This is a genomic window from Bradyrhizobium sp. R2.2-H (assembly GCF_004346455.1).
Classification (GTDB): Bacteria; Pseudomonadota; Alphaproteobacteria; order Rhizobiales; family Xanthobacteraceae; genus Bradyrhizobium; species Bradyrhizobium diversitatis.
This window is the reverse complement of the sequence record NZ_SMBR01000003.1, coordinates 506,396-522,010: the sequence shown is the minus strand read 5'-3', so window position 1 is coordinate 522,010 and position 15,615 is coordinate 506,396. Positions and strand designations below refer to the sequence as shown.

The following is a 15,615-nucleotide window of genomic DNA, read 5'->3' as shown; positions in this document are numbered from 1 at the left end:
CCGTGGATCACTTGAGAACAACTCTCAGGTTAGCGGATCACCGCTCCTCCACACCGCACGGACGACCGCATTGAAGCCTCGACTAATTTTGACCAGCGCCGCGGGTTCACTTAGAAAAAGCTACGGTTGCAACCTACGTATCGGGTGCCTGCCCAAATGAGAGCTGCTTATGCGGCACGTTGTAGCCCTTGCTGAGCCTTATGCTTCTCTCGACGCTTTTACAAATATCAAGACCAGCGTAAACGGCCCACACGATTGAGCCCACGATCCAAACCCTGAAAAATGCATTCATCAGTAGCTCGGCACTTTGTGTGTCCTGCAGTCATAGGGACCGTCCTTTCCAGAGCCCTTGATATTGGCGTTGTAGTATCGCCCATGGGAATCCGCTGAGAGCAGCGCATCCACCGTCGTCTTCGGTATCTCGCAGTAATGGTAGTACGTGTCCTTCAGCAGGATCACCATGTACTGGTTTGCTGCGTCGTAGCAGACGCGATTGACGAAGCTGCTCTTCGTTGCCTGGCAGGTGAAGGGTTTTAGATCGACCGGGCCGCGGTATCTTACTTCTACGGTCTCGGCGTGGGCTGCGGTCGCGAGAAAGAGAAACAGGAAGGCTAGACGCTTCATGTGGATACCTTATCGCACTGGGATATCGTTATCGCGAGCTCGTTTAGTCGCCGCTCCAACCGTACGGATGACGCGGCGTTCGCCTCTCCTTGGGCGGGACGAGCTTCAGTTGACCGTTCCTCGCAGCGATCAGCCATTCCTCGGTAGCTGAAAAGCCGGGAGCTTGAATGCTGGTTTCGAGGTAGATGTTGCCGCCCTGCAAGACTTCGAAGGGGATCTGAACCGCGACGACCCCCGAATGCTGCTCGACTTCGCCGTCCTTGAATATAGGCAAATCTGGCGGTGAGTTGATGACACGGCGGAATATGCGCATCTTCGCGCGCGGCGCCTTATCCCTTTCGCCAATCGACCTGAAGGGGCCGACTTGGAACGGAATAGGCAAGTCGAAGTCCACAAAAAAGTCGACGACAACGTGGTAGGCGGGGGTGTTCGATCGGTTCAAGACCACACAGTGCAGCATGACTGCTTCAGAGTGCTGCGCGCCCTGAGTAATGCTAGGCATGTGTGTCTTTTCGCGCCCATCGAACCATAGCTCGGTGAAAAGATCGGGAGTGGTCGACCGACGCATGATGTCTCGGATTTCGTAGTCATGCATCGGGACGGACTGAAGATCGAAGCGCTTATAGTACTTGCCGTCCGGCGCCTGGTGGGGGCCGGTTTGCGTCTGAGGGATGTAGATCACATAGCCGAACTGGCCGTTACCCATGTCAATTCGAGATGTGGTAACGCCGTTCATGCGCGGTTGGACACGGGAATTCAGGATTTGCTCGATCCACTCGCGCGTGACCTTTGGATCGGCTACTCCGTCATCAACGCGGGTAGGCTTCTTGGTAAACTTGTCTTCCTCAACGCCGTAAACGAGCTGGCCCCCGGCAGAGTTGGCAAGGGCCGTGACATCCTTGCACAGCTCGTCTGGTGCCTTCCCGTCGCGAGACAAGGAGGGCGACGCCTTATAGTCTAGGGTGAGACTCTCTTCCAAACCCTCTTCAACAAGACGCTGCAGGTCGGCTTTCGTTCTCAAATCGATCATGGGAAGTCCATGGTTGAAGGGCTTGCCAATAGCAGCTTTTCCGTGTGAAGTCCTGCTCTTTTGCGGGGGTGTGATGAATGAGTTTGAGCTCTATAAATTGGTTGCTGCCGTTATGGCATTAGGGTGCGATCCTCGCTGATGTTCCGGCCGGCGATAAGCTCGCTCAGACCCGTGACGCCAAAGTCGCGAGTGGCGCGCTTCCTCGATGGCGCACTATCGCGGGAGGTGCTCGGCAAGTCACGGGAAACGGATCGATTATTCGAAGAGGCCCGCACATCGAACCTGCAGACCATCAAGATCGGTCTGAAAGAAAGTTTGTCAGAGATAATCGGTGACCATGAGGCACTCGATTTGCCGGTAACCTTAGTCGCTGCGAAGCGGCTTAAAGACTCTGTCGAAGCCAGAGACAGCCCCTACTTTCAACAATACCATCTTGATCTGGAGAAGCGGATTGGTCCAGCCGGACTGAAGCGACGACGCAACGGCCGAGCGATATGAGGCTGCCGATAAGTGTTGATCACGGTGGTACCCGGAGCACAAATTACTATTGGTGGGAATGCCAAGATTCGGACATGACTGGGGGAGGAAGTGAGGGAAGAGGAATTTAAGGCATGGCTTGAGGCAGGAGGCGCGAGCTCAGAAGCTGGACGCAACACACGCTCCTATGCCGTCCGCACGATCGAAAATAATCTAGCAGCTCTTGGTTCGCCCCATCCCGATCTTGACGGTGCCTGGAAGGCGGATCACTTCGAGCAACTGCGCGAGAGGCTTAAGGAGCTGCGCGATAATTTTGTGAAAGGTGGCACGGATTACCGTATTCTGATGCCCCAAGCGAACAATCCCGCTAATCGTCTTTCGAGTTGGCGGTCCTGGCTAGGTCAATACGGCCAGTTCCTAAGCGGTGAGCCACGAGGAGGACGTGATGCAGATCGAATCCGCCTGCATGTGCTCGAACACTATATCGAAACTGCTCGGGAACACGATGCCGGATCGGTGGATGTGTTGGTCCGCGACGTGAATGAAGCGCTTGGCCTCAACCAGGCATGGCCGAATATCTGCCAAGCCCTTACCGGCCAAATGTTTCTGGAGATGGCTGATGTCGAGCCACCGGAGCGAATCGGGGCGGACCAAAGTTCGGCGACCGTCTTCCGTTTTCGCTTGAGCGGAGAGGCCGACAATCACGATCGTGCAAGTAGCCAACGACCGTTTCTCTTGTTCGACTCAGCAGGAGCAGCGTTCAAACCAGTTCTGAACCACAACCGACAAACGGGTCGTTCTGCTTTCCGCATCAAGCCGCCGGGTGCCACTAATAAGGCAGACGAGGCTATAGAAGTAGAGAGCATTGCCGAAGTCGCACGCGCCATGCTCGTCGACTTCCGCCCTGCCAGAGTTCAATCCATTCGAGGCGGCGCAGTCAATTACGTCGCGTACGGAAAGCAAAGACTTGTGCGATATGAACTCGACCCGGTCATCGCCAAAGAGATCGGAATTCCGCCGCGAGGCGAGATTTCCCAGACGCCGACACTCGATCAGAATGCTCGTGAAGAACCTAAAGCCCGGAATGGAACGAAACACTACATGGCTGAACCGTCCAATTTGATCCTCTACGGGCCGCCCGGAACTGGCAAAACCTTCGCCACCGCGGCGGAAGCCATTCAGCTGTGCGGTGAACCAGTGCCGGAAGATCGCGAAGAACTGATGGCATCCTATCGCCGTCTATCGGACGCTGGCCGTATCGAGTTTGTCACCTTCCATCAGTCTATTTCGTATGAGGACTTCGTCGAGGGGCTCCGGCCGACGCGAGCGAGCGAGGATAGCATCGGCTTCGAGTTGAAACCTGAACAAGGAGTGTTCCGACGAATTGCGCGGCGCGCTGAGACAAGCACGGGCCCCGGTGACGCAAGTTTCTCGATAAGCGGCAGGCAAGTCTTTAAAATGTCGATCGGTGAGGCCGCAAACCCTGATGATGCTTATCTGTTCGAGGAGGCAATCACGGGCGGATACACACTGCTCGGCTTTGACGACATCGACTGGAGCGATGACCGCTTCGCCACTCGTGAAGCGATCATAGAAGAGATTCGGGCTCAAGGAGTTGCGGAACAGGGCGAACCCAATGCCGCGAGCGGGCGTGTCCAAATGCCGTTTATCTTCCGCAATTGGATTAAGCCTGGCGATATCGTGGTGGTATCCAAGGGCAACAGCCGATTCCGGGCCATCGGCGAGGTTACCGGAGGTTATCAGTTCGCTCCAAGGGAAGGGGGGGACTACGGTCATCGTCGGGCGGTCCGCTGGCTGTGGATTGATCGCGCGGGCGTGCCCGTGAGCGAGATTTATGCGCGCAACTTTATGCAGAAATCGATCTATCTGCTGACTGACGCCGACCTAAATCTGCCCGCGCTCGAACGCTACATTGCTAGCCAGCAGCACGCTGGCACCGGTGCTCCCGAGCCTTTCGTGCTGATTATCGACGAGATCAATCGCGCAAATATCTCGAAGGTCTTCGGCGAGTTGATCACGTTGCTTGAACCAGACAAGCGCATCGGCCAGCTCAATGCGTTGAAGGTTCGATTGCCATATTCAGGTGAACTTTTCGGTGTTCCGGCGAATCTACATATCATCGGCACGATGAATACTGCGGATCGCTCGATCGCACTTCTCGATACCGCGCTCCGCCGCCGGTTCGATTTTCGCGAACTGATGCCTGATGCGTCGCTGCTCGGCACAGTCGATGGTATCAACTTGGCCATCCTGCTCGCCACAATCAACGAGAGGATCGAGTATCTGTTCGACCGCGAACATCAAATCGGCCACGCTTATTTCATCAACTGCAAAACCCGCGCGGATATCGATGAAGTGATGCGACACAAAGTGATCCCGCTGCTCGCGGAATATTTCTACGAAGATTGGACGAAGGTCGCGTCGGTCCTCGGAGACGGGCACGACGGTGGTGAGGGCGACAGTCAAGGGCGGTTCATCGATCGCCGTAGGCTCAAGCCACCAAAGAGTACGGGCGCAGACGAGGATACCGCTGCCAGGTATCGATGGAGCGTCCGCGACGTGTTCTCCTACGACGGCTTCGCTTCCGAATGATCCGTCGCACAATCCTGGAATGGGGTTCGATCCGCTACGGGGGGGCGGCCGATGAAATCCCGCCCTACGCTGCCGATCGCATCGCCGCCGTCGCGGCTGAGTCCCCGCTCTCCGGCCGGGGTGGTACCGGCGTCCTTGAACATGGACGCAAGGGGCTTCGCGCGAGGGGCGTTGTCGGGGTGATTGCGGCCGATGGCTGTGCGATGGAAATCCTGCCCAAAATCGAATTCCCGGGGGAGGGGGCTTCCGAAGCATTCGGGAGTATCCGACGCCGCCTCGTCCACATGATCGCCCTCACGTTGGACCTGAAGATCGATGCGGGCCAAGTCACGAAGCTCGACTGGCAGCGCGAGACGCTGCTGGAAATTCTGATCAGGCTATTTTCGGAGAAGCTGGTCGATGCCGTCCGTGAAGGCATGCCGCGGCGCTATGTCGAGCAGGCCGATGACCTGCCGGTGCTGCGCGGACGGCTCGACGTGACGCGCCAATTCACGGTTCTTTCCGCCGAGCCAATGCGGCTAGCCTGTTGCTTCGATGCACTGACCGCCGATATTGCCCTCAACCGGATTATGAAGGCTGCCGTTGCTAGGCTGACTCGGGTTGCAAGAACCGCGGACAATCAGCGCCGATTGCGGGAGCTGGCATTCGCCTATGCCGATATAGCGAGCGTGCCAATTTCATCGCTACGGTGGGATCATGTCGTACTCGATCGCACCAACAGCCGTTGGCGCGAGTTATTCAACCTTGCCCGCCTGCTGCTGGGTGAGCGGTTCCAGACGACCTCTTCGGGCGGCGGTGATGGCTTTTCCCTGCTGTTTGAGATGAGCTCGCTGTTCGAGGAATATGTCGCTCGGATGTTAAGCCGTGCTCTGCTGAATACTGATCTACGAGTCGTTAGCCAAGGCGGACGACTATATTGCTTGGAATCTGACGATCGTCGCGGACTCTTCCAGACCCGGCCGGATATCCTGGTCAAACGCGGCAGCGAGGTTGTGCAGATCATCGATACCAAATGGAAGCGGATCGCATCCCGCATCGATGATCCCAAGCAAGGCGTCTCGCAGGGAGATGTTTACCAGATGATGGCGTATGGCCAGCTTTACAAATGTGAGCGACTAACACTTCTCTATCCGCATCACGCCGCTATCAATCGCAGCGAGGGAGTGCACGCAGCGCACCGAATGACTGGATGCAGCCGCTGGCTAGAAACTGCTACAATCGACGTCGGCCAGGGCGAGATGTTCCGCGAGCGGCTGAGAGTTATAATTGACCATCAACCAAACGCCGGCCTTGCCTAGAGGATATCCACTCCTCCGCACCTTGAGATCTAAGCTGCTGTAACGGCGTCATTTCTTTGCGGATCAAGGAAACGCTGCGAAGATTGCTACGGCGAATAGCTACAAATGGGAATTGCACCACCTCTGTCCTTCGATGGCGGGTTCCTCGCTCATCTGAAGAGTCTGGCTTCCAATACCCCTGATTATCGTCAGAGTAGTTGGCCGCGTCGGCTACTTCACTCCGGCCTTTGACTAGGTATAGAACGCCAACTGATCGAGAGTAAGTAGCGCCTGTAGTGCGCGCACAAGGGTATAGCTTTCAGCGACCGCGGCGCCATGACCCACGGCATGCCTGGAGGTCGCCTTTCCGGCACCGGCCTCGGGGTCGAAGTTCGCGAAGGTGTGTGACTTCAAATAGTGTGCAAAGGCAGCGGGAAACAATAGCGTGTCCGGTTGACCTGCCTTCTGTTCGGCGGAAGCAATTGCAAAATCCAAGAGGAGCTGGACCTTGGCTCCTTTTCCGTGGACGGCACGATAAGCGTCCGCGAGAATACCCTCGATCTCAGTCAAAACGATCTTGATGACTGGGACTGCCTCTCCAGCCAGGAAAGCCCTAAGGGCCGATCTCAGAAGTGGCTCTTTCTCCGCAAAATGGGGTTTTGCCATCCAGCGTTTAAACATGTGCTCTAAACGCTCAGAGTCGAATTTGGCGATGAGTTGCGCTTCCTCATCCTTCAGGTCAAAACCTGCCTCGGAGCAGTCGGCAAAGAGGCGAAATTCAGGTCCTATGATCTCCACAAATGGGAACCATCCAGCTTCGAGAAGCCGCGAGAATATCGCGGTGTCCGCGAGGGCGTCGTAGAGATCGCGGTACCTAAGACGGCGGTGCATCGTGCCCAGATCGCGCTGCATATCTTGGACGGAAATATCGCCGGCTGGATTGAAATCAAAAAATAGGCCAAACCGCCATCCCTCACGAAAGATGCAAACAGCGCGATCTTCCTTTCCAATCGGGACCAGCGGAAAAGCCATCTCAGTCACATCAGCGATGTCACTCTCGAACACGATGCCACCAGCAACCAAATCGCGCTTTGGCATGATCCGCAGAGCGACCGCCGCCGTATCGACCCACAAATCACCCGTGTTGTCTGGATGTATGACAAGCAATACAGTGTGCGCGTGCTTAAGGTTCACGGCTTTGCCAGCCCGTCGAGCCACGTGTTCAATATGGCCGTTCAGCCCGTCCGCAACCCGATGGAAGAGCCGATCATCCGACGTCAGGCAGAGGCGGGTCCAAACTTTAACGGTATCCCCGTTGCGCGCAGCTTCGGCGGAGACGCCATTCAATTGTAATCCTGAGAGCTTTATCGGTTGTCCGCTGTTGTCCATGAGCACACTGGGACGGCTCTCATCTGCCCGCTCCGATGCACTCATCGGTATACCGGGACCTTGTGTGTCCGGCAGTCGTAAGGACCGTCTTTGCCGGTGCCTTTGATATTAGCATTATAGTAGCTGCCAAGAGAACCGGCCGAGAGAAGCGCATCGACCGTTGATTTGGGTATCTCGCAGTAGTGGTAATACGTGTCCTTGAGCAAGATCACCATGTACTGTTCTGCTGCATCGTAGCAGACACGGTTTATGAAGCTGCTCTTGGTGATAGCTTGGCAGGCAAATGACTTCAGATCGACCGATCCTCTATACTTCACGTCCACAGTCTCAGCATGGGCGCCGCTCGCGATCAGGAAAAGTAGCGCAGCTAGTCTCTTCACAGTTTCACCGTCGCCAATTTTGGCCAAACTCGTCGTCAAACCACATCTCGGCGTCGTAGTCGGCACTAATGCGGGATCTAAAGTTCAGATAGTGGCTGTAGTTGTTAGCCGATAGCCAGTCCTTGAACGCATACCAACTCGGATGCTCGCGCTTCCCGGCGGGCAGTGTGTCGAACCATATGGTGGCAAGAGACCTTATGGCCGGCTCGGCTTCGCTCTTCTTCATTTCGTCTTTTTAGGCTTCTGCCCCTTGGTCTCGTCCTGGCTCAAAACAGATGCTGCGAGCTTTTTCGCGTCGGTGACAGTCGGCTTCTTCTCGCCTGAGAGGATTTTCGACGCGAGCGTGGACAGCTTGGGACTGGATTGCTTAGCCATGGCTTCCCCCTGGGTTTCTCAACGCCTAGTAGTATCTTAAGAAAGGCTCGCTGTGGAGGGCTTTGCCTGAAAAGAATCTGGCCTGGGGACTACGACCAAAGTCAAATTTAGCCAGTTTCCGCTGGCTCGGGTAGCGCCCCAGAACGTTCATGCCGCTGACCATCTCTGCCTGGGGATGCTTTGATGTTTGGTTGCCTACTGATCAAGTCTGCTAGTTGAGGGAAAATGAGCATCACCGACATAGGACATGTTGTGAGGGGCGATAGTCCACTCGAAATGCTTGAGCATGACGAGTTCGGTCTCCGCGAAATGGTCGCGGGTCTTTCTTCGATACTCGCAAATCGGATCCCGTCTGCCGGCTACACTATGGGTATTGAGGGAGCTTGGGGTAGTGGAAAATCGACATTCTCAAATTTCGTTGCTGAAAATCTACGTAATTGTGAGGATCACGTTGTGATCCGATTCGAGCCTTGGATGGTCGGAGAAAGGAGTGCGTTGATCGCATCCTTTCTTGGTCAATTTGCTTCGGAAGTGGATAGAGTGTCACCGAACCAATGGAGGTGGTGGCACTATCAGAGATGGTTTGCATGGTGGCGCGGCAGCCGACTTCCGAAGATGATCCGGAAGTATGGCGGTTACCTCGGTTCGCTGGCAGCGCCGGTTGCCGGCGCCGCGTCCATCGATCCTACCGGTAGCACGGCTCTTGCCGCCACCGGCCTCAAGACGGCGGGCTGGTTCTCCGCTCTGTTTGGTCGCGCAGAGACGCTTGATGCCCTCAAAGCTAGGATCGTCGCCGAATTGAGAGCGCTTCAGAAGCAGCGCCCAAAGCTTCGGTTCACAGTCATCATCGACGATACCGATCGTCTCGACGTGGCCGAAGCCGTTGAAGTGTTGCGTCTTGCGCGGAAGGCCGCCGACTTTCCGTTGGTGTCGTATGTGGTGTGTTTCGATGGCCGGATCTTATCGAAGCAAGTTGAGACCGCTCTCAGCATAAGTAATGGGAGAGAGTACCTGGAAAGGATTTTTCAGGATGTTGTTCATATCCCACCGCAGGAGCCATTCGCGCTACGGCGCTACTTGAAGCGGCTTCTGCGCAGCTCTTTCCAGAACGAGATGAACGGGCAAGATAACGAGGCGCAATATCGTCTTGAGGTCGTTTTCGACCGATGGGGTGGGGCGCTTTTGAATACCCCCCGAGACGTAGTTCGACTTCACCAAGCAGTACAGCTTGCCTGGCCAGAAGTACCGGAAGGGTCCGACTTCTGCGACTTCATTTGGCTACAGCTAGTTAAATTGAAGTGGCCAGAGTTCCATGCCTGGGTCCAAAATTATGTCCAAAATGTTGGAAGTTATCGGGATCGAGGCCGCCCGGGTGATGCCGAGTCCGCAACGGCAGGCAAGGGGCTGCTTACGCTTCTCGAACGTTTCGGTTGGCATGAGCGGCTATTTTTGTCGGGGCTGGACGAAATTCTTCCTGGCCTGAAACAGCTTCGATACTCGAGAGAAGGCACCGATTCTGAGGTTTTCAAATTTGAACAAGGTGAACTTGAGTATTTCGAACGAGGAAGACGGCTGGGAAGTCCATCACATTGGCGAGGATACTTCGCATTTGCTCTCCCAACTTACGCCGTAAAAGACAGCGAGCTGCTTGAACTCCGAGCGGCCTGCAAGAGTGATCCAGATAAAGCGGCGAAAATCATCGTCGATATGTTGGCGCGGCCCCATGAACGGCCAGGTCACTTTCTTGGTGTCCTTTTGGACCGGTTGATGGACGATCCAGTTGGTTACGATGAAGAGGAAGCTCAAGGGCTACTTGTCGTATTTGCCAAAACTATGGACGATGTCGAAAGGGCGACAGGCTTTGGTCTGAGCCCCTCGCTTCATCCAGCAATGGAAAGAGTCCCGGTTGAATATGAGCCCAAGGGGCTCGGTGAAGCAACGGGGCGGGGCGCGGAGCCCTCGGCATAGCGCAGCGTCCCGTCCCGTTGCGGCCCAAGAGCGTTGCGTTTGGCGTATTCGGTCGGCGTGAGGTTGCCCAGGGCGCTGTGCGGCCGGGCGTTGTTGTAGTCGTCTTTCCAGGCCGCCAGCACGGCTCGCGCCTGTGCGAGCGAAGTGAACAGCGTCTCATTGAGGAGTTCATCGCGCAGGCGGGCGTTAAAGCTCTCGATGAAGGCATTCTGGGTCGGTTTGCCGGGCGCGATGTAGTGCCACTCGATCTGCCTCTCTTGGCTGAAGCGCAGCACGGCCATTCCGGTCAGCTCAGTGCCGTTGTCGGACAGGCACATCGCTGGCCGGCCGCGCCAGCCAATGATGACATCGAGCTCGCGTGTGACCCGCAGGCCCGGCAGCGAAGTATCGGCGACGAGCGCCAGGCATTCGCGGGTGAAGTCGTCGACCACAGCCAGAATCCGGAACCGTCGGCCATCGGCGAACGCATCCGACAGAAAGTCGAGACTCCAGCGCTGGTTGGCGCCTTGCGGGATCGCCATTGGCGCCCTGGTGCCGAGCGCCCGTTTACGGCCGCCACGCCGGCGGACTTGCAGCCGTTCCTCGCGATACAGACGTCGAAACTTCTTTTGGTTCATGACCAGCCCCTCGCGGCGCATCAGCACCAGCAGACGACGGTAGCCGAACCGGCGGCGGATCGCCGCCAGCTCGCGCAGGCGGGTGCGCACGGCCGCATCATCGGCTCGCCCGCTGCGATAGCGCACCGATGCGCGGTCTACCCCCAAGGCTTTGCACGCCCGCCGTTCGCTCACCTCGAAGGTGGTCCGCAGATGAGCGACGGCCTCTCGCCTCGCGGCGGGCGTCACCATTTTTTTGACGCAACGTCCTTGAGCATGGCGTTGTCGAGCATCGCCTCGGCCAGGAGCTTCTTCAGCTTGGCGTTCTCGTCCTCCAATGCCTTCAGCCGCTTGGCATCGGATACCTCCAGGCCACCGTACTTGGCCTTCCATTTGTAGAACGTTGCGCTCGAGATCCCGTGTTTGCGGCAGACATCAGCCGTCGCCACACCCGCCTCCTGCTCCCGCAAAATCCCGATGATCTGCTCTTCCGTGAACCGACTTGGCTTCATGGTCCATCTCCTCAGAGGTGACGGACTCTACCCATTCTTGGAGGAGTTTGCGGGGCTCAGACCAGCTTCAATGACACTGAAGGACGCAACGCAATCTGGGAAACCTCTCGGTCCCTTCTGCGTAAAAATCCTCCTCCGAATCTGATCCAGGTTCTCAGGGATGGCGCAAGCATTAGCTGGCTTGCTTTCATAATGCGCGATCAAGGCTTCGCACTTGGGAAGCCAGAAGGACACCGCAGCAATCCTGAGAATGCTTGGTTGACAGAGGACGATTTTCGGGCAGCACTTGCCGAAATGATTGATCGGTTCGAACGTATTGGGATGAAAGAGGTCTTCGGATTGCCCGCGCCGCTGAACCCGCTTTTCTGCTGGGCCCAGCTAGGCGATCAGGCCGACGTAAAAGTACGATTCGAGGACGCAACAAAAACGCACGCCGAGTTTTTAAGGTCTGTCGGAACATTCAAGGGGTGAGCAAATAGTTCAAATACTGGCGTGCATCATCCGATCCACGCGCAGTATATCGCCAATTTTGCTGATCCCGACGATGTTCATGCAAGACTGAGCCGCCTTGCATTCAATGGGAAGCCGAAGCAGCGCGAAGCCGCAAAGGCTCTTCTTGCGGAATGGGTGCCTCTTAAGCCCGAGGCATAACTTTCAATAATATCCATTATCGTAAGTCAGGCCGCGGGAATGGCTACCAGCTTGCCGGCCTGGGTACGAAGATTTCCTGGTGGGACAGCCTCGGCCTCTAGATCCCGGTGACAGGACGTCACAACATCATCGAGCCAGGGCGAGAAGATTAACGGGCGCCCCAGCTTGAAATCGACCATCCTCAAAGTGGCGCTCTCGACGAGATGGCGTGCGGCCATCTCGTCTGCCGCTTCGACCCATACTGCTTCCTTGAGATTGGAGGCTGCCCATTTTTCATCGTTTCCTCTGATGTCGATGGGCGCCAGCCGGTAGACGGACATTAGGCTCAATACCGCGGCGTGCGTGCGCCGAAAGTCCCATTGTTTGGATTGTAATTGCCGGAGGTGCCGTAATTGTCTCGCTGGGTGCTGTTCGGATTTGTGGCGGTGTAGGGCTGCACGTAAGTGCCGTTGCTCCTAGTGTAGCCCGAAGTGGTGTGGCTATTTGGATTAGAGCCGGTGCCGCTGTTGTATTGCGCCTCAGCCGTGGTCGCAGCGAGTGCAAGTGCGAAGACGAGTGCGATAGTCTTCATTTCCAGTCCCCCCTAATGGTTTTATGAAACGGGGCATGCAACCATGGGCCGCACCACGCTGTCGAGTCCGACCAATGGATGAGGACGCACCGGCTCATGCGCTAGACTTGGGAAATTTACGGGTGGTCACCCGCTGCCTCTTCAGCCAGGCTCGATTTCGATGATGACGATACCCTGACGGCGCAGAACATCGGCAAGCCAACTCGCCTCAGGTTCGATGCTGCGGACAGCAATGCTCAAAGACGTTCCCGGAAACGATTTCGAGTAGCGCTTTAGCTGTCCTGCCGCTTCACCGAGGGCTGTGCTCGACCCCTGGAACTTGCACTCGATCAGCTCATCCGCCGTCAGATCGAAGATATCGATGATCCCACCCGCACACCGGTGCTGGCGGCGTATTTCATGTCCAAGTGCCCGCCGTGCACGCGCCAACGGCTCCTCAACCTTGAGTGCTTCGTTGGTGGGACCTAACTTCGATCGCAACGACTCGACACCATTTTTGAGCGCTTCCTCAAGACCTGCCTTGAGATCGACCGCCGACCTGAGCATGCCGTCGTCAGCCTGATCGCGGGCGACGGTGATATGCCGCTCGACCAGCGCAATTGCCTGCTCAACCATCACGTTCGTGGCGTGTCCACTCCGCGCAAACTTTAGGATCGTGATCACAAGGCTGGTTTCGTGGTGAAGGTCGACGAGTTGCTTCGCCTTTCGCACAATGTCGTCTTTAGTTGCACTTGCGCTCGCTGGCATCGCAGTCAGGTCCGAATCGGGGGAGGGGTTAATGCTGCCGCTTGCCGAGATTGGTTGACAGAGCCGATTTTTCTTATCCACCGAGCAACCCGCCCAGGCGTTGTCCAGATACCGCGTGCCGTGCCTCGCTTACCGTCTCCACCACAAGAGAGAGAAAATTAGCGTGACGTTGCTGGCCTTGGCGCCCTAATAAAGGTCCCCGGGGGGCAAATTGCATGAGCGTTACACCAATCGCACTTCACAGGGCGGTGGCCGTTGGAGCCTTTCGCTGGACCGTATTCTTCTTTGTCGCCATCGCGGCGTTTGCCCAGCGAGATGAAAAAACAGGGACGATCCTAGCGACGCTTGTTTTTCTGATTGATGTAGTGTCGTGGACCGTGGGCGAGCTGATCGTCACGATCAACGCCGCATCTTCGAACCAGCAGTGGCACAGCACGCTCACCGATCGACTGATCTTTGAAAAGCTTCTCGATCGATTCCGTGATCGTGAGCACATCGATTTCTCGCAAATCACGCAGGAAGGCACGCGAGCTGCCACCGAAGACGTCAACAAGTATATGCGCGACACGACTTTCTGGTCGGAGTGGGGCGGCTTTCGAAAGACGCTCCTCGGGATCGGGTATTATCTTTGGTTCTGGATCAGCTATGGGATGTTCTATGGAGCTGCCGGTCTTATTGGCTCGAGCATGCGAGGAACATATGGCTACTAGAAGTTCGAAGGAGACGGGTGGCAACGGCCTATCTATAAAGAGCTACGTCGGAGTAGTTGCTGGCTTCACTTCACCCAGGAGTTTTGCCAAAGCCCACTTTTCATTTTCGGTGTACGATGGAACGACCATATCAACCATTGGGCGCATCTTGTTTTGCTGATACCAGTCGCGCGCTTTGCCGTCAGAGTTTTTTCTCTTACCCTTCTGAAAGAGGTCCCGGTATCGGAACGGCGATATGCCCATGAACGGGACAAAGGCGACCTTCTTTTGCGACTCCGCTTCAATTTCAATCTCGTCCGGATGCAATTCCTTCGCTCGGCTTTTTGGATACGGCTCCATATAGACCACGCGCTTCACTCCGCTCGCCAAAATATGCTTCGTACAATTGTGGCAGGGGAACGTAGTGCAGTAGAGGGTGGCGCCCTTCACGCTACGGCCGAGCCTCGCGGCGTCGCAGATTGCCAACATCTCCGCATGCACGACCCGGCCGTATTCTGTTAGGTCCATGACCCGAGAGCCGACAAGCGCGCCATGCTGTAAAGGAGGATCCTGCTTGCTGATCAAGTGATCCACAATCTGAGAGTCATTTCCTATGTCCAATAGCGAGGAACTCAGGAACCCCTTCTTTCTGAGCCGTTCCACAAGGTCGCGAACAATTTCCTTTTTCTGACGATCGTTGGGATCATACCCTTTTTTGATATCTCGATGATCGGGGAGTTCAAGATCCCAATAAGTGCCTCCGAGCGCTTTCGGAACTTCGTTGCAGCCTTGGGTAACAAGCTCTCCATCATCACTGAAGACGGCCGCGCCAACCTGGCGCGAAAGATCAGAGGAGCGGAGGGCCGCCGACTTTGCCGCATACATTCCGTACTCGTCTTTCGACGGAGCGATATCATTTCGACCAAACAGCGCTGCGACAAAGCGTTCCAGCTTGTCATCCATCTTGGCTTTGTTCAGGCCGTCGATGAACACGTCTGCTAGATGAAATGTCTCGCTCAACTGCTGCCCGAATAGATCTTCATCTTCTGCGGCGTCGCGTTCGATGAGTTGTTCCGCTAAGTATCCGATGTCCGCAGGGGTGAGCGATGTTGAGAGTTCACCTCTTAATCGCTGGCAAAGCTGCTCCTTTCGCTCGTCCTCCGGGGCGTAGGCGGACGCGAGGATAAATTGCCGTCCGTACACCTTTCTAAGAAGAGCGACCTCTTCCGGGCGCTTCAATTGCCGGACGATATAGACGTGACTTGCCCGTATCTTGTCGAACCCGCCCGTTTTTGATTTACGATCAGCCCGGATTGCATCGACCGCTATCCGCGCGAGCACCTCTGGGTCGGCATATTGCTTCCTAAGAGCGTTGGCCTCGCTCATCTTGCGCATGTAAATGTTGTGGGTGTCGCTTCCGCGCCGCTCGTCGATTTCCTTCAAGGCTTCTTGATCGGTAATTGGATAGCGCACAATTTCCGATGTAAGCTTGATCAGTGAACTGGTGTAGTTCATCGCGTGGAATGCGGCCGTCAGGCTGTGCGTGATTTGGTCCATATCCACCCCGATGGGGGCGGCGATGCCGACGACAAGTTCTGGATAATCCAACGAAGACGGCTGCTCTTCCGACGCAGTCATGGTTTACAGACCCTTAACCCGCGCTACCTAGCGTGTTACGAAGATTTACCGGGATCGATTCTGGTCAATGGCGAGGGA

17 protein-coding genes are annotated in these 15,615 nt (G+C 56.1%); 6 read left to right on the top strand and 11 right to left on the bottom strand.

What is annotated here, in order from left to right; genetic code table 11:
• Window positions 1-291: 291 nt before the first annotated feature.
• A complete protein-coding gene (locus EDE08_RS09955) occupies window positions 292-624 on the bottom strand; it encodes a KTSC domain-containing protein (protein WP_131868711.1) in 333 nt (110 codons plus the stop codon).
• A 43-nt stretch (window positions 625-667) separates the two neighbouring features.
• Window positions 668-1,654 carry an AlbA family DNA-binding domain-containing protein gene (locus EDE08_RS09950; RefSeq protein ID WP_131868710.1) on the bottom strand — a complete coding sequence of 329 codons (987 nt, stop codon included), beginning with the start codon at window positions 1,652-1,654 and terminating at the stop codon, window positions 668-670.
• A 189-nt stretch (window positions 1,655-1,843) separates the two neighbouring features.
• Between EDE08_RS09950 and EDE08_RS09945 the strand changes: the two genes are divergently transcribed.
• The 3 genes from EDE08_RS09945 to EDE08_RS09935 all read left to right on the top strand — a co-directional run bounded on the left by EDE08_RS09945 (window position 1,844) and on the right by EDE08_RS09935 (window position 6,042).
• Window positions 1,844-2,152 carry a hypothetical protein gene (locus tag EDE08_RS09945; protein WP_131868709.1) on the top strand — a complete coding sequence of 103 codons (309 nt, stop codon included), beginning with the start codon at window positions 1,844-1,846 and terminating at the stop codon, window positions 2,150-2,152.
• A 90-nt stretch (window positions 2,153-2,242) separates the two neighbouring features.
• On the top strand, window positions 2,243-4,744 hold the full coding sequence (locus tag EDE08_RS09940; protein WP_131868708.1) for a DUF8426 domain-containing protein: 2,502 nt from the start codon (window positions 2,243-2,245) through the stop codon (window positions 4,742-4,744).
• A complete protein-coding gene (locus tag EDE08_RS09935; protein ID WP_131868707.1) occupies window positions 4,741-6,042 on the top strand; it encodes an McrC family protein in 1,302 nt (433 codons plus the stop codon). Before EDE08_RS09940 ends, EDE08_RS09935 begins: the two co-directional genes overlap by 4 nt.
• A gap of 231 nt (window positions 6,043-6,273) precedes the next feature.
• Here EDE08_RS09935 and EDE08_RS38835 read toward each other — a convergent pair whose 3' ends face one another.
• Genes EDE08_RS38835 through EDE08_RS38340 form a run of 4 tightly spaced genes read right to left on the bottom strand, consistent with a single transcriptional unit; the run spans window position 6,274 to window position 8,165 of the window.
• Complete coding sequence (locus EDE08_RS38835; RefSeq protein WP_207912930.1) at window positions 6,274-7,410, bottom strand: hypothetical protein; 1,137 nt, start codon at window positions 7,408-7,410, stop codon at window positions 6,274-6,276.
• Between the two features lie 41 nt (window positions 7,411-7,451).
• On the bottom strand, window positions 7,452-7,829 hold the full coding sequence (locus EDE08_RS09925) for a KTSC domain-containing protein (protein ID WP_245524755.1): 378 nt from the start codon (window positions 7,827-7,829) through the stop codon (window positions 7,452-7,454).
• Window positions 7,795-8,016, bottom strand: a complete 222-nt coding sequence (locus EDE08_RS09920) for a hypothetical protein (protein ID WP_131868706.1) — start codon at window positions 8,014-8,016, stop codon at window positions 7,795-7,797. The genes EDE08_RS09925 and EDE08_RS09920 overlap by 35 nt, the downstream gene beginning before the upstream one ends.
• Window positions 8,013-8,165, bottom strand: coding sequence for a hypothetical protein (locus EDE08_RS38340; protein WP_165935808.1), 153 nt, complete (start codon window positions 8,163-8,165; stop codon window positions 8,013-8,015). Before EDE08_RS38340 ends, EDE08_RS09920 begins: the two co-directional genes overlap by 4 nt.
• A 225-nt stretch (window positions 8,166-8,390) precedes the next feature.
• On the opposite strand from EDE08_RS38340, the gene EDE08_RS09915 reads away from it, so the two are divergent.
• Window positions 8,391-10,133: a KAP family P-loop NTPase fold protein gene (locus EDE08_RS09915; protein ID WP_131868705.1), complete on the top strand. Its 1,743-nt coding sequence runs from the start codon at window positions 8,391-8,393 to the stop codon at window positions 10,131-10,133.
• Here the strand turns inward: EDE08_RS09915 and EDE08_RS09910 are convergent.
• A protein-coding gene (locus EDE08_RS09910) for an IS3 family transposase (protein ID WP_502700580.1) occupies window positions 10,046-11,241 on the bottom strand; the annotation gives its coding sequence in 2 pieces (ribosomal slippage) (window positions 10,046-10,990 and window positions 10,993-11,241; 1,194 coding nt in all). The genes EDE08_RS09915 and EDE08_RS09910 overlap by 88 nt on opposite strands.
• A 192-nt stretch (window positions 11,242-11,433) precedes the next feature.
• Here EDE08_RS09910 and EDE08_RS09905 point away from each other — a divergent pair.
• Window positions 11,434-11,712, top strand: coding sequence for a chromo domain-containing protein (locus EDE08_RS09905; RefSeq protein WP_131868703.1), 279 nt, complete (start codon window positions 11,434-11,436; stop codon window positions 11,710-11,712).
• A 206-nt stretch (window positions 11,713-11,918) separates the two neighbouring features.
• Here EDE08_RS09905 and EDE08_RS09900 read toward each other — a convergent pair whose 3' ends face one another.
• The 3 genes from EDE08_RS09900 to EDE08_RS09890 all read right to left on the bottom strand — a co-directional run bounded on the left by EDE08_RS09900 (window position 11,919) and on the right by EDE08_RS09890 (window position 13,291).
• Entirely contained in the window at window positions 11,919-12,212 is a 294-nt protein-coding gene (locus EDE08_RS09900) for a hypothetical protein (protein ID WP_131868702.1), read from the bottom strand.
• 5 nt (window positions 12,213-12,217) lie between these two features.
• The gene (locus EDE08_RS09895) at window positions 12,218-12,463 is read right to left on the bottom strand and encodes a hypothetical protein (protein WP_131868701.1); all 246 of its coding nucleotides are present in this window, start codon (window positions 12,461-12,463) and stop codon (window positions 12,218-12,220) included.
• 141 nt (window positions 12,464-12,604) lie between these two features.
• Window positions 12,605-13,291, bottom strand: a complete 687-nt coding sequence (locus tag EDE08_RS09890) for a hypothetical protein (RefSeq protein WP_131868700.1) — start codon at window positions 13,289-13,291, stop codon at window positions 12,605-12,607.
• Window positions 13,292-13,425: 134 nt separating this feature from the next.
• Between EDE08_RS09890 and EDE08_RS09885 the strand changes: the two genes are divergently transcribed.
• The gene (locus EDE08_RS09885) at window positions 13,426-13,920 is read left to right on the top strand and encodes a hypothetical protein (protein ID WP_165935809.1); all 495 of its coding nucleotides are present in this window, start codon (window positions 13,426-13,428) and stop codon (window positions 13,918-13,920) included.
• A 42-nt stretch (window positions 13,921-13,962) separates the two neighbouring features.
• On the opposite strand, the gene EDE08_RS09880 is transcribed toward EDE08_RS09885, so the two are convergent.
• Window positions 13,963-15,537 (bottom strand): anti-phage dCTP deaminase, encoded by a 1,575-nt coding sequence (locus EDE08_RS09880; protein ID WP_207912932.1) that lies wholly within the window; start codon window positions 15,535-15,537, stop codon window positions 13,963-13,965.
• Between the last annotated feature and the right edge of the window lie 78 nt (window positions 15,538-15,615).

What these genes read in the sequence shown, in the direction of transcription:
- EDE08_RS09955 (WP_131868711.1), bottom strand. Translation starts at nt 624, where the DNA reads ATGAAGCGTCTAGCCTTCCTGTTTCTCTTTCTCGCGACCGCAGCCCAC.
- EDE08_RS09950 (WP_131868710.1), bottom strand. Translation starts at nt 1,654, where the DNA reads ATGATCGATTTGAGAACGAAAGCCGACCTGCAGCGTCTTGTTGAAGAG.
- EDE08_RS09935 (WP_131868707.1), top strand. Translation starts at nt 4,741, where the DNA reads ATGATCCGTCGCACAATCCTGGAATGGGGTTCGATCCGCTACGGGGGG.
- EDE08_RS38835 (WP_207912930.1), bottom strand. Translation starts at nt 7,410, where the DNA reads ATGGACAACAGCGGACAACCGATAAAGCTCTCAGGATTACAATTGAAT.
- EDE08_RS09920 (WP_131868706.1), bottom strand. Translation starts at nt 8,016, where the DNA reads ATGAAGAAGAGCGAAGCCGAGCCGGCCATAAGGTCTCTTGCCACCATA.
- EDE08_RS38340 (WP_165935808.1), bottom strand. Translation starts at nt 8,165, where the DNA reads ATGGCTAAGCAATCCAGTCCCAAGCTGTCCACGCTCGCGTCGAAAATC.
- EDE08_RS09915 (WP_131868705.1), top strand. Translation starts at nt 8,391, where the DNA reads ATGAGCATCACCGACATAGGACATGTTGTGAGGGGCGATAGTCCACTC.
- EDE08_RS09905 (WP_131868703.1), top strand. Translation starts at nt 11,434, where the DNA reads ATGCGCGATCAAGGCTTCGCACTTGGGAAGCCAGAAGGACACCGCAGC.
- EDE08_RS09900 (WP_131868702.1), bottom strand. Translation starts at nt 12,212, where the DNA reads ATGTCCGTCTACCGGCTGGCGCCCATCGACATCAGAGGAAACGATGAA.
- EDE08_RS09895 (WP_131868701.1), bottom strand. Translation starts at nt 12,463, where the DNA reads ATGAAGACTATCGCACTCGTCTTCGCACTTGCACTCGCTGCGACCACG.
- EDE08_RS09885 (WP_165935809.1), top strand. Translation starts at nt 13,426, where the DNA reads ATGAGCGTTACACCAATCGCACTTCACAGGGCGGTGGCCGTTGGAGCC.
- EDE08_RS09880 (WP_207912932.1), bottom strand. Translation starts at nt 15,537, where the DNA reads ATGACTGCGTCGGAAGAGCAGCCGTCTTCGTTGGATTATCCAGAACTT.